This window comes from Aeromonas aquatilis (genome assembly GCF_054052405.1).
Genome location: NZ_JBSTYP010000011.1, coordinates 50323 through 75455, shown reverse-complemented (window position 1 = coordinate 75455; position 25133 = coordinate 50323). Strand labels below are relative to the sequence as shown.

Below are 25133 nucleotides of genomic sequence, written 5' to 3'. Positions count from 1 at the left end.
CCTCGCTACAAGGTCTCAATCGCCTTGTTCATGGTATCTTTCAGAAGGGGCCAGTCGTGTGACCAGAAGTGCTGTAGCTTCTTGTCGATCTGTTTTTTGCACGCTTCTTCGTCAGGCTCATCGACAGTGTGTTTTTTATCGAGCAGACGCAGTGAGTAGACTTGGCTCCATTGCGGGCTTTGCCGCAGTTTTCGCGTCGACAAAGCGGCGACCTTACTCTGTTCAACACAGCCAAACAGATGGTCACGCAACGCAGTATCACTGCTTGGGCCAATCAGCAGTTTCAGCTCCAGCTTGTCGGTATTGCTCTGGATTTCAAACAGCACAACGCGGCCACTTTTGGTCCAGTTTGAAGAACGCATCCCCTTCCCGTCATCCCACGGCAAATGGGTGTAGCGAACCATGGTTCTTGTCTCACTATCGAGCCCCCAACCGTGTTGCTCTGCGACAAGAGCGATAACATCTTTCGCCCAATCCCGACGCTCGGTTCGGCCATCACCATCAGCAGGTCTGTGCTCAAAAATAAGATCAAGGGCTTTCTGGTGCTTCTTGTAAATGCGGCGGCAGAGCTCCGCAATCTCGGTATCTTCCATAAAATATCGCTTGAATAGGGTGATGTAGTGCTCGATGCCGATACGGGCTGATGGCGGGATCTGGTGGCCATAATCAGTGACCAGTTCGCTCAGGCATTCAATCACCTGGGCATAGCTCAGGTTTAACCAGCCATCGCGACTGGCCTCGCTGCCGTCGAGGGTCAAAAAGACAAAGACCTTGCGATGCTCGGGGTAGCGGCGGTTTACGGCCTGCTCATACCGTTCCAGTTGATTGCCGTGCTCACCGGCATCAATCTTGTTCTCGATAACAAAGACCTGACGGTTTTGCTCGCTCACCAGCAGCAGATCGATACGGTCTTGCTCACGAAATACCTGCAGGTCGTCGTAATCACAGAGATCGATATCGAGCAGGGAGACTTCGCCACTACGTCGATCCGGCAAGTCATAGAGCAACCTTGAAAGCAGCGACTCAAAGAAGCGAGAGCCCAAACCATGGGGCTCACGGGGATTGAAGAGGGTGCCGAGAAAATGGGAGTGACGGATCTCCTGACGCACCATCCCCATCGCTTCAAACAGGTTGAACTCGGAGACCATGCCCCCCAGCTTATCGAGCTCCTTGCTATCGAAAATCAACTCGGTCAGCCAGCGGTACTGTTCGTTATTGCTGGCTGGAGCAATGGCATCAGTCGCCTCAGTTTGCGACAGTGAGCTCATGAAGCGGCCTCTTCTGCTGGCGGTGTCCAGCCACGCAGATCGATCTTGCCGGTCACGGCGGCAGAGATCAGGGCCGTGCGGCGTTCTTGTAGAACAGAGATCATTGATTCTGATTTCTGAATTAACAAATCGAACGTCTTACTCCTCTCTCCAACATACTCAACAATTTTCAACTGTTCGTTTAATGGTGGTTCGGGTAGTGGATAAGATTTGATATCACTACAAGTTATTGCAGCTTTTGTACTTCCCCACCCTTCTGACTCAAATCGGATTCGCTGATATTGTGATTCCAACCATATACGTAAATACATGGGGGATAATTTTTTGCTAGTCACAGTTATAAATGCCAGATGCTGACTTAAGGTCGTATCTATGCTCGTCATTGCAACAGAACCACGGGTCTTACCTTCCCCTGTAATGGCCATGACAATGCTGCCTGCAGGCACTTTTGGTAAGCTACATTCTTTCAGCGCCGTTACCGTGACAAACTGTTCAGCTGAAATGATGTAACCATCATTGACCTTTCCACTATTAAGCCACGGATACGTTCCTTCCGACCAGTAATCCATATTATCTCGACTTGGAGTACAACCATTCCCTACTTGGCAACACCAGCCTACTCGATTGGATAACCAATGGTCTGGGATCTGGCCAAGCCACTCGATGCCGGAGTCCTTCATGGGGGCGTTGGGGTTGAGGCCCTTGGTGACGGCGTGGGAGATCACCGCTTGCCGCTTCTCTTTGAGCAGTTCGATCAGCTGCAGCTGCTGGGCAATCAGCCGATCAATCCGTGCAGTTTCGTAGTCGAGGAAGGCTGCTATATTATGTTGCTCGTCTTCAATAGGAAGCAACAACGGGCTAGCTTCAACCTTTTCTGCTGTATAGTGAGCAATTGTGGCTTTGTTGCAGAGAATTTCTATATAACCAGATTGCTTTAAAAAAATCACCCAGTAATAGAAAAATCTGGGGCTATGCTTTTTTAATGCTCTAGCCCTGTTGACCGCATTCTGGATATAACATTCTGGCAACTCCTCATTCCAAATTGCAGCGCGACCTACATCTCCCCCCTCACTAATCAATACATCGTTTCTTTTTAACCGAAGCGATTTTATTTCAGAAGGAGAAAACCACATTTTTTCAACAGTAGATACATTAATGCCTTCAGGTTGAATATTAATCGCTTTCAGATAGGGTTTAAGTTCATAACTACTATCCTTCGGCTCTTTTGTTAACATTTTCCCTAGTGTTATATCGAATCCATATTTCACTTTAGTCGACAGCCAGTATTTAGGGATTGAGTGTAGCCACTCAACCTCTGAATCCTTATATTCAGGATACGGTTTATATTTACCCATCAACTTTTGCTGAGCTGTAGCAACTACTCCGCTCATGAATGCACCTCCGCCAGCAGTTGCATAATATCCTTGGCCACCGCATCGAGATCTGCATCGATAGCCGCCAGATCGCGGGGCGGCTGGTACTGATAGAAGTGGCGGTTAAAGGGGATCTCGTAGCCAACGATGCCTACCTGCCCGTCCAGCAGATCGGTTTTGCTGGTGTCGATCCAGGCATCTGGCACATGGGGCAGCACCTCACGCTTGAGGTAGTCATAGATATCCTCCCCCAACGGCACATTCTCGTTATCCCGTAGATCCGGGTTGGCTTCCAGCTCGCCCTTGGCTTTACACACTTCAGCGGCGTCATCCTGCTCAGCCAGATGGCTTACCAGCAGCTTAAAGGCTGGGGCAGGCAGCTTTACCTCTCCCAGCAGTTTGGTCAGCTGCTTTTTGAATTTGTCGCGAGAAAGCAACTTGGCTTCAGAGAACTGACCCAAGGCGGTCAGAATGGCAGACTGCAAAGTGCCATCGAGCTTGGCCCATCCCTTGTCGGCAGTGAGGCTGGCAAGACGATCGGCATCCTGCGGATAGAACGCCAGTTTCAGCGGCCGTTCAATGGTCAGACGGCGATAGCCAAAGGCAGTGGTGGGGAAGATCTTGGCGATCGGGCTCTCTTCGTAGCGGCTATAGAGGCTGACAATCTCGCTTAACGCCTCATCGCTCAGCTGCTTGCGCTTGGAGCCCAGCGATTTACGCATAGGACTGTGCATATCACTGGCATTAATCAGCAGCACCTTGCCCTTACGCTCGGCCGGTTTATGGTTGGAGAGTACCCAGATATAGGTGGCGATGCCGGTGTTGTAGAACATATCGGTGGGCAGGGCCACCAGCGCATCCAGCAGGTCGTGCTCGAGGATATAACGGCGGATCTCGCTCTCGCCACTGCCCGCCCCACCGGTAAAGAGCGGTGAGCCGTTGAGGATAATTCCGATCTTGGAGCCCACACACTCGGCCGAGGGTTGCTGCATCTTGGCGATAAGGTGCATCAGGAACAGTAAGGAGCCGTCAGATACCCGTGGCAAGCCTGGGCCAAAGCGGCCGTTAAAGCCCAGCTTGGTCGATTCATCCCGCACCTGTTTTTCGACCTTTTTCCAGTCCACCCCGAATGGCGGGTTAGAGAGGCAGTAATCGAAGGTCTTGAAGGGCAGCTGATCATCGGAGAGGGTATTGCCCAGCTTGATGTTGCTGATCTCCTGCCCCTTGATCAGCATGTCGGCCTTGCAGATGGCGTAGGACTCGGGGTTGAGCTCCTGACCGAAGGTGGCCAGCCGTGCGGCGGGGTTCAGTTCGTGCAGATACTCCATGCCGCAAGAGAGAAAGCCACCGGTCCCCGCGGTGGGGTCATAGATAGAACGCACAATGCCCGGCTTGCCGAGAGCCTCATCATCACCGGCAAACACCAAGGAGGTGGTGAGCCGCACGATATCGCGAGGGGTAAAGTGCTCACCGGCTGTCTCGTTGGAGCTTTCCGCAAAGCGGCGGATCAGCTCTTCAAACACCAGACCCATGTGGTAGTTGTCCACCGCTTCCGGGGAGAGATCCACGTTGGCAAAGGAGCGAACCACCTTGTAGAGCAGGTCGGCATCTTCCAGCAGGTTGATGCTGGCATCGAAGTTGAAGTGCTCGAAGATCTCACGAGCATCCTTGGAGAAAGCCCGCACGTAGGCATCTAGGTTATCACCCACATGGGTTTCACCCAGCTTGGCCAGTTCCAGCGGAGAGCTGTTGTAGAAGGCGTGGCCGCTGGCATTGAGCAGCAGCTTCTCTTTGGCCAGCTCCGGCATGGCTTTGGTGGTATCTACCATGGCCAGCACCTGGGCCTTGCTTGGTGCAAGCACACACTCAAGACGACGCAGTACGGTAAAGGGCAGGATGATGCGGCCATACTGGGACTGTTTGAAATCACCGCGAAGCAGGTCGGCAACCGACCAGATCAGGCTAGCCAGGGAAGAGATATTGGTGGTCATTGGGATTCTCAAAACATGGGGAACTGCCGAGGCATATTCAGGACCAAACGGAAATGCGGGCAGTTTACCACAGGGGACTGGCTATGGGCGTGATCCCAACCGTTATCCTCAACCCTTTCTTCCCCACTTTGGTCACCAAACCGAATACCCTGCCGTATTTTCATACTGACACGCCGATTTTGTGCTGACCTACATCCCCATTAACAAAGCGAAATCAGCCTTAAAAGACATACCCTCTGCCGATTTTTGGGCTGATTAAGAGAACCTTTCATTTAGTTAACCACATGAAAAAGTTAAGAAATATGCTTAAAAACTGGCACATAAACCTGAGGGCTTACATCCCGTTTTGGCACGGGGAGAGTGTCGAATACATGGATAAAGCAGAAGGGACTCATAGGTGTAAGTTGAGGGGCTTCTACGGCTAAACCCTTACCCTAACTAGAACGCTGCATCTCGTTTTTGTATATGCAGCTTTTTTGAAGCCGAGCGAAGAAGGCTAGGATTATCAAATCTGACCTCAAATTGCAAACCCTCCGTTTCGGAGGTTTGATCTCAAAAACAGTATAAAGGCAGCAAAAGCAATGCTTTCACTCTTGTTGTGTATCCATCCCTGAGTATATTTCGACCTTGTGTTGGGTAATTTACGTCCCCGTGGCCATGAAGCCAGCTCCCATGATGGATTCCTGGTGGCCACTACCTCAGCATCTGGCAACCCTTTGTTCGAACGTAGACGGACCGCCGATCAGCCTTTGAGATGGCAGATCTAGCCAGTCAAACAATGAGTTATTAATTGATTGTCAAACTGGAGAGAAATCATGTCTCAACATACAAATTGCGATCTCGAGTTCGCTTTGGCCGAAGCTGGCTACCCGCTCAACTTCGAACTTGCCGATATCAAGGCTAAATTCTCTATTCTTGATGTCACTTCAGCCCTTACAGGGCAAGACGTAGAACAACTTGGTGAGATCTATCGACTGGATGATCGCAGTTGCCCACTGTGCGGACATAACGATTGTTTCACCTTATATCCTGAAACAAATAGCTTTCACTGTTTTAGCTGTGAAGAGAATGGTGATGTCCTCGACCTCATCGTCAAATACAAGCAAGCCCCAAATGTCTACGATGCTGCTCGCCTGCTGCTACTGGGAGAACTGGAGGCTAGTCCCACTACACCCAAGGTCGTACCTTTGGAACAACCGGTCTACACAGCTCCACCAGCTCGCCTGCAGGAGCTATTCAATCTGGCTGCCCGCCACTATCAAACTCGTCTGGACATTGAGGAGCTGGTGGAACTCCGTGGCCATTCTGAGGAGGTGCTAGTAGGGCTGGACATCGGTTTCTCCGGTGGCCTGAACAAAGCGTTGCGGGATGCTGGCTTTTCCCAAGAAGAAAGGCTGGCATCCGGTCTGGTCAAGCCCCGCAAGAATGCCCCTGACCAACTTCATGACTTCTTTCCGAGCGGTGTCTATGTGTTCCCGCACTTCGACCGCAACGGACAAGTCAGTCGCTTCACCTTCAAGGACCCAAACAAGCAGCACCAGTTCCAACTGCCGAGCCGAAACTGGCTTAACGGGGTTCAGTTCTACGGGGAAGAGAGTCTAAATGCCCCCGGCCCTGTCGCCCTGGTCGAGGGAGAGAATGACCGGCTGTCGCTGGTGGATGCCGGTTGGCCAGGTCCCGCACTAGCAACCATCGGGACACTGTCACAGGCCCAGTTGGAATGGCTTGGACGTGAACTGGCCGACCGAGATGTCATGACCTTCTTCGACACTGACGAAGCTGGCGACAAGTACCGCACCAAGGTGGCTCGGCTCGGCCTCAAACTGACTCAGGTCAAACTGCCAGATAGTGTGAAGGACATCGACGAGTATCTGCACGGCGACAATCCACTCCCTCTGCAGGAGCTGGTAGCAGCATTTACTCTGAGAGAACCTGTAGTTGAAGCCACGGGTACACAAGATGATGATCTGCAACCAGAATCCGTCACTATTGTCCCCCGTCAGTCCATCTTGGCAGTCGAGTTCCACGACAGCCGAAACGCTGAACGGCTTGTTGAACTATGCGGCCATGACCTCAAGTATGTGCCCGAGTTTGGCAGTTTCCTCTGTTTCAATGGGACCTACTGGGAACTAGACAACCAAACCCCTTTGCTCATGGCCAAACAAGTAGGAGAAGAACTCCACCAGATTGCAAAGCAGCTACTCGATACAGCCAAAGAGAAGGATGACGAGAAGGCTATGGAATGGGGCAAGATGGTTCGCAGCTATGGCACCCGTTGCCTCAGTCGGGCGAGCATCCAGAACATGCTGGAGTTAGCCAAACCGATGCTGCAGATAAAACTCGCCGAGCTCAACGCCAACCCCATGCTACTTGGTGTCGGTAACGGGGTTATCGATCTGAACTCTGGATGTTTCCTTGCTGCTCGCCGAGCCCATTTGCTGACCAGTGCCAGCCCTGCTGTCTATATCTCGGGGGCTACTTGTCCACGCTGGGAGCAATTCATCAGTGAAATCACCTGTGGAGATACCGAACTGGCCACCTTCCTGCAACGCTGTGTGGGCTACTGGATAACGGGCCGCACCGACGAGCAATTGTTGTTCTTCCTCTATGGTAATGGCTGTAATGGTAAGAGCACCTTCATGTCGGTCATTCAGCAACTGCTCGGGGACTATAGTCGGCAAATCAACAGTAACGTCTTGCTATTTAACCGCAATGCCAGCACCGGCCCGAACCCATCGTTGACCAAGCTGGTGGACGCCCGACTGGTAGTAGCTAATGAGCTACCAGAGGGCTCTCGCATGGATGAGAACCTAGTGAAAGCCATGACGGGTGACGACATCATTGTCGCTCGGGCCCCTTATGCCAAGAGCGAGATGGAGTTCCGTCCCCGCTTCTCACTTGTCATGGTGGGGAACCACAAGCCTGTGATCCGGGATACCAGTCCCGGCATGTGGCGACGGATGATGATGATCCCCTTCAATGCAGCATTTACGGGAGAGCAATTAGACCCGTACTTGATGCAGAAGCTTCAGGATGAACTGCCAGGTATCTTGAACTGGGCCATCCAAGGCACCCAGATGTGGCTGGCACAAGGGCTGAAACGGTCGATGCCAGCAAGCATCAAGGCCGATGTCGAGAGCTACCGTGCCGAATCCGATCTGGTGGGAAGCTTTTTGGAAGAGTGCACTCAGCCAAGCAGTGACTACAAGTGCACAATGGACGAGATCTACGCTTCTTTTAGCCGCTGGGCTCAGCAGAACGGAGAGTGGACCATGAGTAAAATCATCCTCAAGAAAAAACTTGTGGATAAGGGGTTCGAAGCAACACGCTACCGTAACAAGGCTGCAATTATTGGGATTGTGTTACGGGATGATGCATTTGATGCTTATCCAAGTGCATCCCCCACGCTCCGCCTTGCATCAAATCAATAATATTTTCGGGGCCTGCGGGCCCCTTTTCGTTGTCGGTTATGGCCCACATCACTACCCCATACTGAGGCGGTACTCCGTGATCCTTCACCGTCATAACGTAAGCTATGGAAATCTGTATCGATGGGATGATTGTTGCTAAACCATCATTGCTGTATCAATTTAGGTTCGGCGTGTGCGATACCAAGTCACTCCACCTGTGGGAGATAGCCGCTTGTCTACTTCGAAGAGCTGGGAACAATGAATGACCTCCCGCCAACTACTACATCCGTACAGCTTTGGAGATAAGTCTGGCCACCGTTGACCAATGCTATAAATGGCTTCGTTTAACTGTACCCAGCCGTTCTTGGCTAAGGAATGCTCTGCAAATTTCAGCTGTTGGATAATGGTGGTATTTTCCCAATTCTCGACAAGTTCACCCGGGATGATGCCGTACAAATAGAGACTCTCTCCGACAGGTGAGTTAATAAATTCAAGCAGTCTCTTCTTACTTTCTTCAAAAGCGATCAGGAGGGATTGTAGCGTATCCCTATTGCTCTTGATGGTGCTTGCTGCAGTAGACAGATAACTGATTGCCTCTTGGCAACTGGCCTCCGAGTTCAACGTAAAGCGTGACAGGAAATGATGCACCAGCTCATTTCGCAACTCGACCAATTGTTTGAGCTTTTCGCTCATCCATTCCCCGTCTTCCAGACCAACGCTGATGCTGATGTACGCTCGGTTGTGTAGGGCATCATCAATTTCTTGCTCATCGCCCAGCGTAATTCTCTGGCTCCACTGACCAACCAAATGCCCCAGCGTCTTTCCAACTAAAAACTGGCGATAGCGTTCAATGTTGCCAACCAGCTCATCCGAAAATCCGCTCACCTTCATAGTGGGCAGGGCTGCTTTGAGCATCAATTCAAACTGCTGTAGCTGGAGGAGACATCGCCCGTACTCCAACGCAATTTGCTCTTTCAAGTCATTCAAATCAGATTGTGCCGTGTCAGGCCTATTGTGTTCCAACGGAGCTCTTCCTTGTGCTCATTAGCATCCAGCTAATAGTGGCTATTTGAGTTGAAGTACCTATTAGATGTTCACCAATGTAACGCGTTCATAGTGCAGCTTCGATAGCGGCTTGTAACTTCTCAACTGCTACCCCACCACCATATCGGTCATAACTGATCGCTCCGTTGGTATGACCCAAGATCGCGGCAGCAAATTGAAGAGGAATACCTTTATCTTTCAGAATTGTCGCTACCGTATGTCTCAAACTGTGGAAATCTTTAGGCACCGGCCGGTTGCGGCTGAACCACTGCCCCCAAAGGTGGCTGTAGCCGTCTTGGCGATGGGGCAGTTCGACGAAGAGCCTTCCCCCCACCCTCTCTTGCACAAATGCTAGGAAGCCAGTCTCCAGCACCGCCGAATGGATCGGAATGAGCCGTTTGCTGTTGTCTGTCTTGAGCTTCTGGTCTGGTCTACCTGCCTGCACTTTGATACACCAGATGTTATCCACCAGCACAACATCATCGGCATAGAGCTGGCAGATCTCGTTGGCTCGTGCCCCCGTGTAGAGCCCCAACAGGGCTATCCAGCGGCGATAGGGCTCCTGCCTTTTCGCCCATTGGACGAACCTCTGCCTCTCCTCCATCGTGTAACCACTTCTGGCCTTGGTCTCTTTGACCCGCTGCAACTTGAGCCCAGCGAAATGGTTGACGATCCCCTCCTGATGGTTAGCCAGCCAGCTAAACAACAGGGAGAGCTTCTGGAGGTACTTGTTGATGGTGGCCGGACTCTTACCCGAGTTCAGTAGCCCATCCTTGAACATGACCACGTCAGCCTTGCTGTAGCCGGTCACAGGGCGATCCCCCAGTGCCTCGATAAAGGAGCCGAGATAGTTTTTCTGGTTCTTTCGCTCTTTGGGAGCCCAGGATAGGGCCTTCTCCTTCTGATAGCGGTCACTCAGGACTGACAGGAGCGGAGCAAGCGGTTTAACCGCCCGAGCTACCGGCTTGGTGCTCGATTGATTTGGTGGGGTCTCTGATGCCTCAGCAGGCTCAACGCCAGATTTCGGTCTGGAACGCACGCAGGCAAGCAGCTGGGTCACCTTGTGACGTGCACAAAGTTTGTCTCGGGTATGCAGGGATTTTTTGATCTCTTTACGACGACCACAGGGGAGCGTGGTGACTTTCCGGTAATACCAGATGCCGTGGGGACTGAGCCAGAGATTCATCGATGAGCTCCTCGTCGTCCACACAAAGTGGATGACCAAGGGCTTTAGGAAGCTAACTTATTGAATTGCAGAAACAAGTGGTGGCCCTACCAGCCACATCCCGGCACTCGAGTCCCCCGCCTTGGCTGCTACCTTCCGGTCCTGACCAGGTCGACGGGTTATCAATGCGAGAGGACCAATAGGACCACCGGCGAGGAGAATAGGCAAACTGACCTCTCAATGCAATGGCTTTCTGCCGTTCAATAGCTCGTTCGCCTTATTTTTCAACAATCTGCCGAATGAATCAGCTAAACAGCATAAATTTGGCGCCCACCAGCAGCATCAACAGGGCAAATGCCTGCTTGAGGCGTTTTGGTGACAGGCAGTGTGCCAGTTTGGCACCAATGCGGGCAAACTGGGTGCTGGTCAGCACAATGCCCAGCAGGGCGGGCAAATAGATGTAGCCAACACTCCACTCGGGCAGATCTGCATGATCCCACCCTGCATAGAGGTAGCTCAGGCTACCCGCCAGCGCGATGGGCATGCTGCAGGCTGCAGAGGCAGCGACCGCATTGCGCATTGGCACCGAGTTCCAGCTCAGGTAAGGGACGGTCAGCGAGCCACCGCCAATACCAAACAGCGCTGACATCCAGCCAATGATGGTACCGGCGATGCCTGTGCCGAGCGCCCCCGGCATATGGCGCTCCGCTTTGGGCTTGAGGTTGAGCCCCATCTGCAATGCCATGCTCCAGGCGAAACAGCCGATGATGATATTGAGGGTGCTGGCACTGAGCAGATTGGCGGTCATGCCACCGAGCCAGCCGCCGATCAGCATGCCGGCGCCAAGACGGCGGATCATTACCCAGTCGACGGCGCCCGCTTCCTGATGTGCTCTAAGCGAGCTGAATCCTGTAAAGATCATGGTGGGCAACGAGGTGCCGAGGGCCAGATGGGTAATTATTTCAGGGTCGATACCCTGAGCGCGAAAGGTCATGACCAGCACGGGGACAATGATAAGACCGCCGCCGATCCCGAACAGTCCCGCCAGCATACCGGCAAAGGCGCCCAGCAGGAGGTAACCCATAAACAGCATAAAAATTCCTGTTTTGAACGATAAACGGCCAACTCGGCCGGACGACACTGGATATCAGCATGAAAAAAAAGAGATGGCCCGAGGGCCATCTCTTTATTGTGCCGGTTAGCTTAAGGGAATGGTACCGTCCATCACCTTGTAGAAGGCCAGCACGGCGCAGCCGAGCAGAGCCGCCGTCATCCCCTGCTCCAGCCGGTTAAGGCCGCGCAGACCGTGATGCTGACGCGCCTTCCAGTAGATGAAAATGCCCGGGCTGTAGAGTAGCGCCACCAGCAGCAGATACTCGACCCCTGCAGCGTAGACCAGCCAGCAACCGTAAACGGTCGCCACCAGAGCCAACAGTAGGTCACGCTTGCGCTGATGAGGTTGACCCTGATAGGTCTCCCCTTTCAATGCCAGCTTCAGGCCATAGGCACCGGAGAAAACGTAGGGCACCAGCGCCGCCGAGGTGGCGATGTTGACCAGCGCCAGATAGGTGCTGCTCTGGAAGTAGATGATGATCAGGAAGATCTGCACCAGACAGGTGGAGCACCAGAGCGACACTTGCGGCGAGCCATTCTTGTTCTCCTTGGCAAACCAACCCGGGAAGACGCCGGTCTTGCCTGCGATGTAGGGCACTTCCGCGGCCAGCACTGTCCAGCTGAGCAGAGCCCCCATCACAGACACCACCAGACCGATGTTGATAAGCCAGGCGCCCCAGGGGCCGACCACGGCCTCGAGGATCATGGCGGTCGAAGGGTTCTTGAGCGCCGCCAGTTGCGGCTGGCTCATGACACCCAGCGAGAACAAGGTCACCATCACGTAGAGCGTCAGGGCGCCGAGCAGCGCCAGCACGGTGGCACGGCCGACATCCTTGCGATGACGGGCACGGGCAGAGACCACCACGGCCCCTTCAATACCGATAAAGACCCAGAGAGTCACCTTCATGGTGGACTTGACCTGATCCATCACGGAGCCCAGCTCCATGTTGTTCTGGCCCCAGATATCCAGAGTGAAGGTATCCATGTTGAAGGCCAGCAGGATCGCGACACAGAAGACGATGAGCGGCACCATCTTGGCGATGGTGGTGACGATATTCACCAGCGCAGCGACCTGCACCCCGCGCAGCACCAGCGCATGCACCGACCAGATCAGGATGGAGGCCAGCGTGATGGCGACCGGCGTATTGCCGTCACCGAAGATGACGTTGTCCGGCGTATCGAAGAAGTAGCTCAGGGCGCTGAACACTACGATGGCGTAAGAGACGTTGGCCAGCAGTTGGCAGAGCCAGTAACCCCAGGCGGCGTTGAAACCGATGAAATCGCCGAAACCGGCCTTGGCATAGCTGAAGATACCGCCATCGAGATCGGGGCGGCGCATGGAGAGGTTCTGATAGACCAGCGCGAGACAGATCATGCCAAGACCGGTGATGGCCCAACCCAGGGCGACCGCCCCGGCACTGGCATGCGCAGCAATGTTTTGTGGCAGACTGAAGACCCCGGCGCCGACCATAGAGCCGATCACCAGCGAAATGAGGGCGCCCAGCCCTAGTTTCTTGTCCATTTCAATCCTGTTTATTTAGGCGGCGGCAGAGCGTCCGTATTCATACTGCGCGCAATATGGGAGGGGCTGGGAATCCTGACCCCGTGAAAAAGGCGGCAACTATATTGCATGACTATTCCGACCGCAATCCCTCGTCCCGTCAATCATGCACCGCCTTGACCGCGCGCAATTTTACAGCACTGACCCATATGGCCTGTGAGCTGGCTCAAATTAACCAAGACCCATTGATATTTCTCATTTTTCTGCCAACACAACCTGACTCGCATGGTTCCTATGCATCGCCATTCAGGCGCTCTCTGTATAAATAATCTGCATAAAAAAGCCCTGGTGGAAACACCGGGGCCCATTATGTAAATCCCTATAAACGCAAACCGCCATCCAGTTCAATCATCCGCCCCGACAGATAATCGTTGGCAAAAATAAAGCTCACCGTCTCGGCCAGCTGTTGCGCCTCGCCAAGGGTGCCGACCGGAATGGCCTGCTGCATCCGCGCCATCGCCTCCGGCTTCATCGCCGCCGTCATGTCGGTGGCAAACACCCCGGGGGCAATCCCCATCACCCGAATGCCATGGCGCGCCAACTCCCGCGCCCAGGTCACCACCAGCGAGGCGACCCCCGCCTTGCTGGCGGCATAGTTGCTCTGGCCAATATTGCCGGCGCGGGCGATGGAGGAGATGTTGATGATGACGCCCCCCTGCCCCCCTTGCGCCATCAGCGCCGCCCCTTCACGACCGCAGAGGAAGGTACCAGTGAGGTTCACATCGATGACGCTCTGCCACTGGGCCAGCGTCATCTTCTCCACCAGCTCACCCTCTTTCACCTTGATCAGCATGCCATCGCGCAAAATGCCGGCGCAGTTGATAAGACCGTGCAGCACGCCAAAACGCCCCTTGATGGCAGCAAACACGGCCTCGACCTCGGCTTCGCTCGCCACATTGCAGACAAACAGCTCGCACTGGCTATCTTGATCGCACTGACCATTCTGGCTGCAAACCATGATTGCGGTCGCCTCCAGATCGGCGCGATTGATGTCGAGCAGCGCCAGCGCCGCCCCCTGTGCGCCCAGAGCCAGCGCAATGGCCCGTCCCAAGCCACGTCCAGCGCCGGTAATAACGATGACCTTATCTTTGATATCCATCAATGCTCCTTGTAGCTGGTCGAAGGGAGATGCCTTGAAGAGAGGTGGCCCGTCAGACGGGACCCTGTTTATCCAGATAGAGTTCGACGATGCTGGAGAAATCGCGACTCCCCTGCCCCTGAGCGGCATGCAGGTTGAACAGGTTGCGGGCCAGCGCCCCCATGGGCACAGCGCTGTGGCCATGCTCGGCCAGCGCCATGGCGAGCCCCAAATCTTTCACCATCAGCCGGGTCATAAAGCCCCCCTGATAGTTGCGGGCGGCAGGGACATTCTCCATCACCCCGGGCCAGGGGTTGTAGCGCTCAAGACTCCAGTTGTTGCCGGAGCTCTTGCCCATGATGGTGGAGAGCACGGCGGGATCCAGCCCCTCCTTGACCCCGAGGGCCAACGCCTCGGCCGTGCCCGCCATATGGATCGCGAGCAGCATGTTATTGCACATCTTGGCGATCTGCCCCGCCCCCAGCGCCCCGGCGTGAAACAGATTCTGCCCCATGCAGGCCAGTACGGGCTTGGCCGCATCAAAATCGGCTGGCTCACCGCCGACGATAAAGGTGAGCGTCCCGGCTGCCGCACCGGCGACACCGCCCGAGACGGGGGCGTCGATAAAGCGCAAGCCGCGTGTGCGGGCCGCCTCCCCAACCTGACGGGCAGAGTCGACATCTATGGTGGAGCAGTCGATCACCAGCACACCGGCAGGCAATGCCGCCAGCAGATCCTGCCCGCCCCGCTCACCATCACTCTCGCCCAACCAGAGGCTGCGCACATGCTCACCGGCAGGCAGCATGCTGATCACAACCTCGCAGCCGGTCACCGCTTCGCGGGCATCCCCCGCGACGATGCAGCCAGCAGCAATGGCTCGCTCAACGTTTTGCGCAACCAGATCAAACACCCGCACTGTATGCCCGGCCTTGGCCAGATTGGCTGCCATGGGTCCCCCCATGTTGCCGAGCCCGATAAATCCTATCCTTGTCATCCCGCTTGCTCCTTGCGTTACTGATGGCGCGTGCGCAGGTTGCCAACCTGCTATTCCTTGCAGGCCAATGGATTGCGCCCCTGCGGCCAGCGATAGAACTCATCCAGCCACTCCCCTTCCAAAGGCACTGGCTGCCAGCGGGGATCTTTATCCTTGTCGATCAGCAATGCTCGCACCCCTTCCACAAAATCCCCCTTCAGCACGCAGTTGACCGAGAGGGTCAGCTCCTCGGCAAATACCTCGGCCAGGGATTGGCGGCGAGCCTGCCAATATTGGCGCCAGAGGATGGCACGGCTGATGGGACTGCCGGGGCGACAGATCTGTTGCGCCTGCCGGAGTACCGTCTCCTGTTCATCGAACTGAGCTTCGAACAACCGCGCCAATACCCCTTGCAGCGTGCGTCCAGCCAGCAGAGCATCGACCCTCCGTTGATGGGGCAACAGCACTGGCGCAGGCAACCGAGCCACTACCTCAACATGTAACCCTCTGAACAGCAGATCGATCTGCTCACGGGGATCACTACTGCCAGTCCAGTCGAGTACGGCGAGGTGTGACAGCAGCGCACTGCGCTCGCCACTGGCGATGGCGTGATCCGCCAGCCCAAGACCGATGGCATCACTCCCGTTGAAGCGGGCGCCAGTCAAACCAAGCCAGAGCCCGAGTCGCCCCGGCATCCGGCTTAAAAACCAGCTTGCCCCCACGTCGGGGTAGAGGCCGATGGTCACCTCCGGCATGGCGAACAGGCTTCTTTCGGTGACAACCCGAAAATCGGCTCCGGCAAACAGGCCAATGCCGCCCCCCATGCAGATACCGTCCGCCACGCAGATCAGGGGCTTGCTGTAACCGTGGATATGGTGGTCGAGCCGGTACTCCTGCTCGAAAAAGTCGCGGGCATATTCGAACAGTTCCGATCCGCTCGCCTCCTGCTTGCGGTAATAGAAGGAGCGGATATCGCCGCCGGCACAAAATGCCTTCTCACCCGCCCCCTGCAGCAGCACACAGACGATGGCGGGATCCTGCTCCCAACGGGTCAGCGTCTGTTGCAGGATCTGGATCATCGGCAGGCTCAATGCGTTGAGAGACGCAGGGCTGTCGAGGGTCAACACCCCGATCTGATGGCCATCTTCGGTGGGATGGCAGCTAATCTTGACCGGCTCACTCATAAACGGCTCCGTATGGATTTATTTTGTTGGGCCATATTGCCAGCGTGGTGAGCGTTTCTCCAGAAAGGCAGCCACCCCTTCACGCTGGTTGGCATCGGTAAAGAGATCGAGAAACAGCGCCTGCTCAAGGGGCAGGGCCGCATCGCGCGGGCCACTGCGGCCCTGATTGATCAGGGTTTTGCAGGCGCGCAGGGCGCTCGGGCTCTGGCGCTCCACCAGATGGGCCATCTGGTGCGCCGCCTCCCACGCCTGACCGGTTTTCACCACCTCCTCCACCAGCCCCATTTCGTAGGCCACCGAGGCACTCACCTTCTCACCGCAGAGGATCATCCGCTTGGCCCAGCCCGGCCCCACCAGCTCGGTCAGGCGCTGGGTGCCTCCCGCACAGGGAAGCAAACCGACCGATGCCTCCGGCAGTCCCAGCAGCGCCTGCTGCTCGGCGATGCGGATATCACAGGCCAGCGCTACTTCCAGCCCGCCCCCCATGGCATAGCCATTGATGGCGGCGATGCTGACCCCGTGAAAACGGGTCAGCGCCTCGAAGGCCTTGCCAAAGACATCGACCACCTGACGAGCCCGCTCGACATCCCCCTCGACAAACATATTGAGGTCGGCACCGGCGCAGAAAAATTTGTCGCCCGCGCCGCGGATCACCAGCGCCACCACATCGGGACGGCTATCGAGCTCCACTATCATCTGCAAAAAGGCCTGCAGGCTGGCGAGGGTCCAGGTGTTGGCAGGGGGATGGTCGAGGGTGATATAAGCCACGTGGCCATGATATTCAAGTCTGATCCTTGTCATAACATTGTCCTTGTCGATGAAGCTGCCGCCATGATGACAGGCTTGAATGACACCAACCTGTGGCTGGCTCACAAAGCCGAAACCGGCATGGCATGGTGCAAATCGGGTGGCAGGCAACACACCCTTGATGCGACCACCGGTTAGCCCAGCGACAAACCGGGATCGGCCAGCAGGCGGCGCGCGATGATGAGTCGCATCACCTCGTTGGTGCCCTCCAGAATGCGGTGTACCCGGGTATCGCGCAGATAGCGCTCGAGCGGATACTCGCGGATATAACCATAGCCGCCAAAGAGTTGCAGAGCCTCATCACAGACTCGATAACCCACATCGGTAGCATAACGTTTGGCCATGGCGCACCAGGCACTCTTGTCGGGTGCCCCGCGATCCAGCTTGTCGGCGGCCTGACGCACCAGCAGGCGGGCGGCAGCCAGCTCGGTCGCCATATCTGCCAGGCGAAACTGCACGCTCTGGAATTCGCTGATCGGGCGACCAAATTGCTGGCGCTGCTGCACATAGGCCAGCGCATCGTCCAGCGCCTGCTGGGCGGTGCCCACCGAACAGGTGGCGATATTGATGCGCCCTCCATCGAGGGCCTGCATGGCGAATTTAAACCCTTCCCCCTCTGCACCCAGCCGGTAGCGGGCGGGAATGCGCACCCCGTTGAACGCCACTTCCCGGGTCGGCTGACTGTTCCAGCCCAGCTTCTCTTCGGGCTTGCCATAGACGATGCCCGCGCTGTCGGCCGGCACCATAAAGGCGGAGATCCCACTCGCCCCCTCCCCACCGGTGCGCGTCATCACCACCAGCACGTCGGTGCTGCCCGCCCCCGAGATAAAGACCTTGGTTCCCTCGATGAGGTAGCTGTCACCCTCGCGCACCGCTCGGGTCTTGAGGGCCGCCGCATCGGAACCCGCCCCCGGCTCGGTGAGGCAATAGGAGCCCAGTATTTCGCCGCTGGCCAGTTTGGGCACCCACTCTTTGGCAACCTCGGTGGGCAACCAACTACCCAGCATCCAGCTCACCATGTTGTGGATGGTCAGATACGCCGTGGTCGAGGTACACCCCATGGCGAGGCGTTCAAAGATGAGGCTCGCATCGAGGCGAGGCAGCCCCAATCCGCCAAACTGCTCCGGGGTATAGAGACCGCAAAAACCTAGCCCGGCCGCCTGCTTGATAGTCGGGATCGGAAACTCATGCTCCTTGTCCCAGCGCGCGGCATGGGGTTTGAGCGCCTCATCGGCAAAGGCGGCGGCCGCCTCCACATACGCCTGTTGATCATCGGTCAGGGTAAAATCCATCTTGTCGTTCGCTCCCTTGTTGCCCCGCGCTTGTTGCCCTGCGCTTCTTTTCCTGAGTTAGTGCTTTATGACGCGGCGCCCACACACTGGTCATTCGGATCTGCCACTATGGCGCTGTTGTCGTGGTAGCTGCTGACGCTCTCACTACCACCCATCAATCGACACACAACAGATTAACAATTGATTTACGTTTACGCTAACGTAAACTTGTGACAGAAGTGAAGTACAAAAATGGACCGACCACTGCCAGCCGTAACGCCGAGTCAGCCGGTCGAACCCACCTTCCTACCCGATTGTCATATCCGCAAGGAGAGCATGGATGCAGATGGATGAGACCCTGAATGCCCTGACCGAACAGGTTGCGGCCTTCTGCCAGAAAGTGATCGCCCCGCGCGCCAGCGAGATCGATCAGAGCAACGCCTTTCCACGTGATCTCTGGCCCCGGATGGGTGAGCTGGGGCTGCACGGCATCACGGTGGCGGAGGAGTATGATGGGGTGAACCTAGGCTATCTGGCCCACGTGCTGGTGATGGAACAGGTAAGCCGCGCCAGCGCCTCGGTCGGCCTCTCCTACGGCGCCCACTCCAATCTCTGCATCAATCAGATCCACCGCCACGGCACGGCGGAGCAAAAAGCGCGCTACCTCCCCCCGCTGGTGAGCGGCGAGCATGTGGGGGCGCTGGCCATGAGCGAGCCGGGCGCCGGGTCCGATGTGGTGAGCATGCGCCTCACAGCGGAGCGCGAGGGCGATCACTTCGTGCTGAACGGCAACAAGATGTGGATCACCAACGGGCCCGATGCCGACACCTTCGTCATCTATGCCAAGACAGATACCAGTGCAGGCCCCAAAGGAATTTCTGCCTTTATCGTTGAAGCCGGCACTCCCGGTTTTTCTACCGCCCAGAAGCTCGACAAGCTGGGGATGCGCGGCTCCAGCACCTGCGAGCTGGTGTTCGACAACTGCCGGGTGCCGCAGGAGAACCTGCTGGGCACCTTGCATGGCGGAGTCAAGGTACTGATGAGCGGGCTCGACTACGAGCGGGTGGTACTGGCGGCCGGCCCCCTTGGCATCATGCAGGCCTGCATGGACGTGGTGCTCCCCTATGTGCGCGAGCGCAAGCAGTTCGGCCAGGCCATCGGCGAGTTCCAGCTGGTGCAGGGCAAGCTGGCCGACATGTATACCCGCCTCGCCAGCAGCCGGGCACTAGTCTATTCGGTGGCAAGTGCCTGCGATCAGGGCCGCACCAGCCGCAAAGATTGCGCCGCAGCCATCCTGTTTGCCGCCGAAAATGCCACCCAGATGGCGCTCGATGCCATTCAACTGCTCGGCGGCAACGGCTACATCAACGAATACCCCACCGGTCGCCTGCTGCGGGACGCCAAGCTCTACGAGATCGGCGCCGGCACTTCGGAGATCCGCCGCTGGCTGATCGGTCGCGAACTGATGGGGGAGAACGCATGAGTCGTATCCACTCCCACCTTGACACAGCGAGCCCGGAATATGCGGCCAATCGGGCCGCCATGCAGGGGCTGGTGGACGACCTTAATGCCCGCATTGCCGAGATCGCGCAAGGGGGCGGCGCGGCCAACAACGCCCGCCATCAGGCCCGTGGCAAGCTGCTACCCCGCGAGCGCATCAATCAGCTACTCGACGCAGGTTCCCCGTTTCTCGAGCTCTCGGCGCTAGCCGGCTGGCAGGTCTATGACGAACCGGTGCCCGCCGCCGGCATCATCACCGGCATCGGCCGGGTGTCAGGGCGCCAGTGCATGCTGGTGGTGAACGACGCCACCGTGAAGGGCGGCACCTACTACCCGCTCACGGTGAAAAAACATCTGCGCGCCCAGGCCATCGCCGAGCGGCTGCGCCTCCCCTGCCTCTATCTGGTGGATTCCGGCGGCGCCTTTCTGCCGATGCAGGATGAGGTATTCCCCGACCGGGACCACTTTGGCCGCATCTTCTACAACCAGGCCCGCATGTCGGCCCAGAACATTCCCCAGCTGGCGGTCGTAATGGGGCTCTGTACCGCAGGCGGCGCCTATGTGCCCGCCATGGCGGACGAGTCGATCATGGTCAAGAGCCAAGCCACCATCTTTCTGGCGGGCCCACCGCTGGTCAAGGCCGCCACCGGTGAGGAGATCAGCGCCGAGGCCCTAGGCGGCGCCGAGGTGCACTGCGCCCACTCCGGCGTTGCAGATCACATGGCACATGACGATGCCCATGCGCTGGCCATCGCCCGCACGCTGGTTACTCATCTGGGTAACGAGCCGTTAGAGAGCAGCCCCGGCTACGAGCCTCCCTGCTACCCCATAGAGGAGCTCTACGGTCTGGTGGGCTCCAGCCTCAAACGCCCTTACGATGCGCGGGAGCTGATCGCCCGACTGGTGGATGGCTCTGACTTTGACGAATTCAAGGCGCTGTTCGGCACCACTCTGGTAACCGGCTTTGCCCGTATTTGCGGCATGGAAGTGGGGATCCTCGCCAACAACGGCGTGCTGCACAGCGACAGCGCCCAGAAGGGGGCCCACTTTATCCAGCTCTGTAACCGCCGAGCCATTCCGCTGCTCTTTTTGCAGAACATCACCGGCTTTATGGTGGGGAGTAGCGCAGAAAAAGAGGGGATCGCCAAGCACGGCGCCAAGCTGGTCACCGCAGTGGCCTGCAGCCGGGTTCCCAAGGTAACGATCATCGTCGGCGGCAGCTTTGGTGCCGGCAACTACGGCATGTGTGGCCGCGCCTATGAACCCGATTTTCTCTTTAGCTGGCCCAACAGCCGCATCTCTGTCATGGGTGGCGAACAAGCTGCCGGAGTGCTGGTGCAGGTGCGTCGAGACAAGCTGACTGCCGAGGGCAAAGATTTGAGCGAGCAGGAGGCGGCCGCCATCCGTGCCCCGGTGATCGAGCAGTATGAGCGCCAGGGTCACCCCTACTACGCCAGCGCTCACCTGTGGGATGACGGCGTCATCGACCCGGCCCAGAGCCGCATCGTGCTGGCGCTGGCGCTCGCCGCCTGTCAGGGGGCCCGCGCAGAACCCGAGCAGTACGGCATCTTCCGGATGTAAGGAGCAAACCTATGTCAGATCCACTTACTTCCTCAGCACTTGGCTCTTCAACACAGGGCCCGTTTCGGCTGGAACGGCACGGCCCGCTGGCCGAGCTGGTGCTGTCGCGCCCGGCCCGCCACAACGCCTTTGATGCCGAGCTGATGCTGGGGCTGCTCGACTGCCTCGATGATCTGGCCCATCTCCATGGTCATGATCTCGCCGAGCGTCCCCACGCCCTGCTGCTACGTGCCGAGGGCAAACACTTTTGCGCGGGCGCCGACCTCAACTGGATGCGCAATCTGGCCCACGCCGATTTCGATCCCTCCTCGTTTGACAAGAATCGCGAAGACGCCCGGGTACTGGCCCGGCTGATGCAGACCCTCGACGAGCTCCCCTTCCCCACGGTGGCACTGGTACAGGGCGCCGCCTACGGCGGGGCGCTGGGGCTGATCTGTGCCTGCGATCTGGTGCTGGCCAGCGATGATGCGCGCTTTTGCCTCTCCGAGGTAAGCCTCGGGCTAGTGCCTGCGGTGATCAGCCCCTACGTGGTACGTGCAATGGGAATGCGTCAGGCGCGCCGCTACATGCTCAGTGCCGAGCCGTTTGATGCCATCACCGCCTGTCGGCTCAATGTGGCACACCAACTCTGCAAACCGGATCAACTGCTGGCGGAGGGGCGGGCGCAGGCCCTTCGTCTGTGCCGCAACGGGCCGGAGGCAATGAAAGAGACCAAACGGCTGCTGGCGGTGATAGAGGCCCATCCTTCCCGCCTGCACGAAGAGAAAACCGTCGAGACCATCGCCCGGGTTCGGGTGGGGCTCGAAGCCCAGGAGGGGATGCAAGCCTTCTTCGACAAACGCCCTCCCGCCTGGCGCCCCCGTTTCAAGGATGAGACATGACCCATCACACTCAGATTAAGCGCCTGCTAATCGCCAATCGCGGCGAGATTGCTGTGCGCATCATCAAAACGGCGAAACGCCTCGGCATTCACACCATCGCCCTCTACTCCGACGCCGACGCCCACGCCATGCACACCCGTCTGGCCGATGAGGCCTGGCATCTGGGGCCCGCACCGGCCAGAGAGAGCTATCTGGACACCGGCAAGGTGCTGAAGATTGCCAAAGGGGCGCGCGCCGATGCCATCCATCCCGGTTACGGCTTTCTGTCGGAAAACAGCGATTTTGCCACCGCCTGCGAGCAGCGTGGCCTACGTTTTGTCGGCCCAAGCGGCGCCGCCATTCTCGCCATGGGCGACAAATCGGGCGCCAAGGCGCTGATGCAGGCGGCCGGTGTACCTGTACTGCCCGGCTATCACGGCACGGATCAGCGGCAGAACGTCTTGCGCGATCAGGCGAGCCAGATTGGCTTCCCGCTACTTATCAAGGCCGCCAGTGGCGGCGGTGGCAAGGGGATGCGCCGGGTCGATCAGCTGGCCGACTTTGACGAGTCGCTGGCGGCAGTCAAACGGGAAGCCAAGGCTGCCTTTGGTGACGATCTGGTGCTGCTGGAGCGTTATCTGCCCCAAGCTCGCCATGTGGAAGTACAGGTCTTTGCCGATAGCCTCGGCAACGCCATCTATCTTGGGGACAGGGACTGCTCCTTGCAGCGACGCCATCAGAAGGTGATCGAAGAGGCGCCCGCCCCCGACATCCCTCCGGCTCTGCGCCGCGCAATGGGGGATGCGGCCGTGGCCGCAGCCAAAGCCATCCACTATCAGGGGGCGGGCACCATCGAGTTCCTGCTCTGCAAGGATGAGTTCTTCTTTATGGAGATGAACACCCGGCTGCAGGTAGAGCATCCGGTCACCGAAGCAGTGACCGGGCAGGATCTGGTGGCTTGGCAGCTGGCGGTGGCCGAAGGCAAGCCGCTGCCACTCACCCAGGAGGAAGTAGTGCTGCGCGGCCACGCGGTGGAGGCGCGCCTCTACGCCGAAGATGTGGCGGCCGGTTTTCTGCCTGCCAGCGGGCCTATCCACTGGCTCCACTGGCCCGTTGGCGTGCGCATCGACACCGGCGTTACCGCTGGCGATGAGGTGAGCCCCTATTACGATCCCATGATCGCCAAGCTGATCGCCCACGGCCAAAGCCGCGCCGAGGCGTTCGCCAAACTGGCCGATGCGCTGGCGGCGCTGGATCTCGGCCCGCTGGTGCACAACGGCCCGCTGCTGCTGCGCCTGTGTGAAGAGCCTGACGTCCTGGCCATGGGCCACCATACCCAGTGGCCCATCCCTACCACAGCGCAACCCATTCCTGAGCTCGCCTGGCCGCTGGCCGCCCTCTGGCTGGCGAGCCGCCCTGCGGGCACCTCCCCCTGGCAGCAAGCCTGCGGATTTCGGCTGGGGCCGGATCGCTGCTGGACAGCGGCGGTGCGCATCGGTGATGAGCACCGGGTATTGACCCTTAACGATCATGGCGGCCAGTTTGAGTGGCAAGGGGAGACCCGTTGCTACCAGAGAGGTGACGAGCATATCCGCCTGCAACAGGGTGGCTGCTGGCAACAAATCCCCATACAGACGGTCGCAGGCTCGGAGGCAACCTTCATCATGACCCTGGCGGGCCAGCGCATCCGTTTCGCAGCCGATAATCAGCTGCACAGTCAGCACCAAGATCAGGCAAACGAGAAGGCGCAGGGTGCCATCGCTCCCATGCACGGCATCGTAGTAGCCGTGCTGATCGAGCAGGGACAAACGGTCAGCAAGGGGCAACCCCTGCTGGTGCTGGAGGCGATGAAGATGGAACACCAGTTGCGTGCAGAGCGGGACGGGGTAATTCAAGCCCTGCAGTGCAAACAGGGCGAGCAGGTAAGCCAGGGGGCCGTGCTGGTACGCTTTGCCGAAGAGACAACTTCACAGGAGGATCACCCATGAACCGATCACAGGACGTCCGTGACGACAGGGTCAGTCTGGTGGAGATGGGACCGCGAGATGGCCTGCAAAATGAAGCTGCGCCCCTCTCCCTGGTACAGCGGCTGGAGCTGATCCAGCGCCTTACCGACAGCGGTCTGCAGCGCATCGAGGTGGGTGCCTTTGTCTCTGCGAAAAAGGTGCCGCAGATGGCGGACTCCGCAGCACTTTTTCAGGCACTGCCGCGCAAGGGCTCAACCCGTTACGGTGCCCTGGTGCCCAATTTGCAAGGCTTGCAGGCTGCCATTGCCGCCCGCGCCGATGAGATTGGCCTCTTCACCGCCTGCTCCGACGGTTTTACCCGCGCCAATATCGGCATCAGCGTGGAGGAGTCGCTGGTGCGCTTCGCCCCGCTGGTGCAGGAAGCTCGCCGCCTCGGCATCAAGGTGCGCGGCTACCTCTCCACCGTCATCGCCTGCCCGTTCGACGGCCCGACCCGCCCGAAACGGGTCGCCGCCATGGCCGAACAGTTGCTGGATCTCGGTTGCCACGAAATTTCGCTGGGGGACACCATTGGCGTCGGCACTCCGGGCACGGTGGCGCCCATGCTGGATGCTGTGCTGCACGAGATCCCGGCAGGGCGACTCGCGGTCCATTTTCACGACACCTACGGCCAGGGGTTGGCCAACCTGCTACCCGCGCTGGAACGCGGCATTCGCACCATCGACTGCTCGGTGGCGGGGCTTGGCGGCTGCCCCTATGCCCCAGGCGCCTCCGGCAATGTGGCGTCAGAGGAGGTGGTCTACCTGCTGCACGGCCTAGGCATGACGACGGGGGTGGATCTCGACAAACTGGCGGCCACCGGCCAGTGGGTGAGCGAGCTGCTCGCTCGCCCCAACGGCTCACGGGTCGGTCAGGCCCTGCACGCCAATGCCGAGCGACTGCGTGCCCGCCTCTGCCAGCCACACGCCCAGCAACAGGAATCATGAC

At 57.9% G+C, this 25133-nt stretch carries 18 protein-coding genes and 1 other RNA gene; 6 read left to right on the top strand and 13 right to left on the bottom strand.

Annotation, left to right across the window (positions count from 1 at the left end; genetic code table 11):
• Nucleotides 1-5 precede the first annotated feature (5 nt).
• From ACW5W8_RS05970 to ACW5W8_RS05960, 3 genes are read right to left on the bottom strand one after another with little or no spacing between them, the layout of a single operon-like run.
• Nucleotides 6-1268: a PDDEXK-like family protein gene (locus ACW5W8_RS05970; RefSeq protein ID WP_498626910.1), complete on the bottom strand. Its 1263-nt coding sequence runs from the start codon at nt 1266-1268 to the stop codon at nt 6-8.
• Nucleotides 1265-2659, bottom strand: coding sequence for a restriction endonuclease subunit S (locus ACW5W8_RS05965; RefSeq protein ID WP_498626909.1), 1395 nt, complete (start codon nt 2657-2659; stop codon nt 1265-1267). The genes ACW5W8_RS05970 and ACW5W8_RS05965 overlap by 4 nt, the downstream gene beginning before the upstream one ends.
• A complete protein-coding gene (locus ACW5W8_RS05960) occupies nt 2656-4632 on the bottom strand; it encodes a type I restriction-modification system subunit M (RefSeq protein ID WP_498626908.1) in 1977 nt (658 codons plus the stop codon). Before ACW5W8_RS05960 ends, ACW5W8_RS05965 begins: the two co-directional genes overlap by 4 nt.
• Nucleotides 4633-5447: 815 nt before the next feature.
• Between ACW5W8_RS05960 and ACW5W8_RS05955 the strand changes: the two genes are divergently transcribed.
• A complete protein-coding gene (locus ACW5W8_RS05955; RefSeq protein ID WP_182969091.1) occupies nt 5448-8063 on the top strand; it encodes a phage/plasmid primase, P4 family in 2616 nt (871 codons plus the stop codon).
• A gap of 159 nt (nt 8064-8222) precedes the next feature.
• Here the strand turns inward: ACW5W8_RS05955 and ACW5W8_RS05950 are convergent, their stop codons facing one another.
• From ACW5W8_RS05950 to ACW5W8_RS05905, 10 genes are all read right to left on the bottom strand, one after another.
• Complete coding sequence (locus ACW5W8_RS05950; protein WP_429075332.1) at nt 8223-9065, bottom strand: OST-HTH/LOTUS domain-containing protein; 843 nt, start codon at nt 9063-9065, stop codon at nt 8223-8225.
• An 88-nt stretch (nt 9066-9153) separates the two neighbouring features.
• Complete coding sequence (locus tag ACW5W8_RS05945) at nt 9154-10272, bottom strand: tyrosine-type recombinase/integrase (RefSeq protein ID WP_498626906.1); 1119 nt, start codon at nt 10270-10272, stop codon at nt 9154-9156.
• 84 nt (nt 10273-10356) lie between these two features.
• Nucleotides 10357-10453, bottom strand: an RNA gene (gene ffs / locus ACW5W8_RS05940) — signal recognition particle sRNA small type.
• 102 nt (nt 10454-10555) lie between these two features.
• Nucleotides 10556-11344: a sulfite exporter TauE/SafE family protein gene (locus tag ACW5W8_RS05935; RefSeq protein WP_498626905.1), complete on the bottom strand. Its 789-nt coding sequence runs from the start codon at nt 11342-11344 to the stop codon at nt 10556-10558.
• Nucleotides 11345-11449: 105 nt separating this feature from the next.
• Nucleotides 11450-12886 carry an arginine-ornithine antiporter gene (arcD, locus tag ACW5W8_RS05930; protein ID WP_498626904.1) on the bottom strand — a complete coding sequence of 479 codons (1437 nt, stop codon included), beginning with the start codon at nt 12884-12886 and terminating at the stop codon, nt 11450-11452.
• Nucleotides 12887-13244: 358 nt separating this feature from the next.
• A complete protein-coding gene (locus ACW5W8_RS05925) occupies nt 13245-14024 on the bottom strand; it encodes an SDR family NAD(P)-dependent oxidoreductase (protein ID WP_498626903.1) in 780 nt (259 codons plus the stop codon).
• 52 nt (nt 14025-14076) lie between these two features.
• Nucleotides 14077-14997: a 3-hydroxyisobutyrate dehydrogenase gene (gene mmsB / locus ACW5W8_RS05920; RefSeq protein ID WP_498626901.1), complete on the bottom strand. Its 921-nt coding sequence runs from the start codon at nt 14995-14997 to the stop codon at nt 14077-14079.
• Between the two features lie 50 nt (nt 14998-15047).
• The gene (locus tag ACW5W8_RS05915; RefSeq protein ID WP_498626900.1) at nt 15048-16160 is read right to left on the bottom strand and encodes an enoyl-CoA hydratase/isomerase family protein; all 1113 of its coding nucleotides are present in this window, start codon (nt 16158-16160) and stop codon (nt 15048-15050) included.
• Nucleotides 16161-16178: 18 nt separating this feature from the next.
• The gene (locus ACW5W8_RS05910; RefSeq protein WP_498626899.1) at nt 16179-16961 is read right to left on the bottom strand and encodes an enoyl-CoA hydratase; all 783 of its coding nucleotides are present in this window, start codon (nt 16959-16961) and stop codon (nt 16179-16181) included.
• Nucleotides 16962-17101: 140 nt separating this feature from the next.
• Nucleotides 17102-18259 (bottom strand): acyl-CoA dehydrogenase family protein, encoded by a 1158-nt coding sequence (locus tag ACW5W8_RS05905; protein WP_498626898.1) that lies wholly within the window; start codon nt 18257-18259, stop codon nt 17102-17104.
• 319 nt (nt 18260-18578) lie between these two features.
• Between ACW5W8_RS05905 and ACW5W8_RS05900 the strand changes: the two genes are divergently transcribed.
• Genes ACW5W8_RS05900 through ACW5W8_RS05880 form a run of 5 tightly spaced genes read left to right on the top strand, consistent with a single transcriptional unit; the run spans nt 18579 to nt 25132 of the window.
• A complete protein-coding gene (locus tag ACW5W8_RS05900) occupies nt 18579-19721 on the top strand; it encodes an isovaleryl-CoA dehydrogenase (protein ID WP_100645989.1) in 1143 nt (380 codons plus the stop codon).
• Nucleotides 19718-21319, top strand: coding sequence for a carboxyl transferase domain-containing protein (locus ACW5W8_RS05895; RefSeq protein WP_498626897.1), 1602 nt, complete (start codon nt 19718-19720; stop codon nt 21317-21319). The genes ACW5W8_RS05900 and ACW5W8_RS05895 overlap by 4 nt, the downstream gene beginning before the upstream one ends.
• 11 nt (nt 21320-21330) lie before the next feature.
• Complete coding sequence (locus ACW5W8_RS05890) at nt 21331-22200, top strand: enoyl-CoA hydratase-related protein (RefSeq protein ID WP_498626896.1); 870 nt, start codon at nt 21331-21333, stop codon at nt 22198-22200.
• Nucleotides 22197-24167, top strand: a complete 1971-nt coding sequence (locus ACW5W8_RS05885) for an ATP-binding protein (protein WP_498626895.1) — start codon at nt 22197-22199, stop codon at nt 24165-24167. The genes ACW5W8_RS05890 and ACW5W8_RS05885 overlap by 4 nt, the downstream gene beginning before the upstream one ends.
• On the top strand, nt 24164-25132 hold the full coding sequence (locus tag ACW5W8_RS05880; protein WP_498626894.1) for a hydroxymethylglutaryl-CoA lyase: 969 nt from the start codon (nt 24164-24166) through the stop codon (nt 25130-25132). Before ACW5W8_RS05885 ends, ACW5W8_RS05880 begins: the two co-directional genes overlap by 4 nt.
• Nucleotide 25133 lies beyond the last annotated feature (1 nt).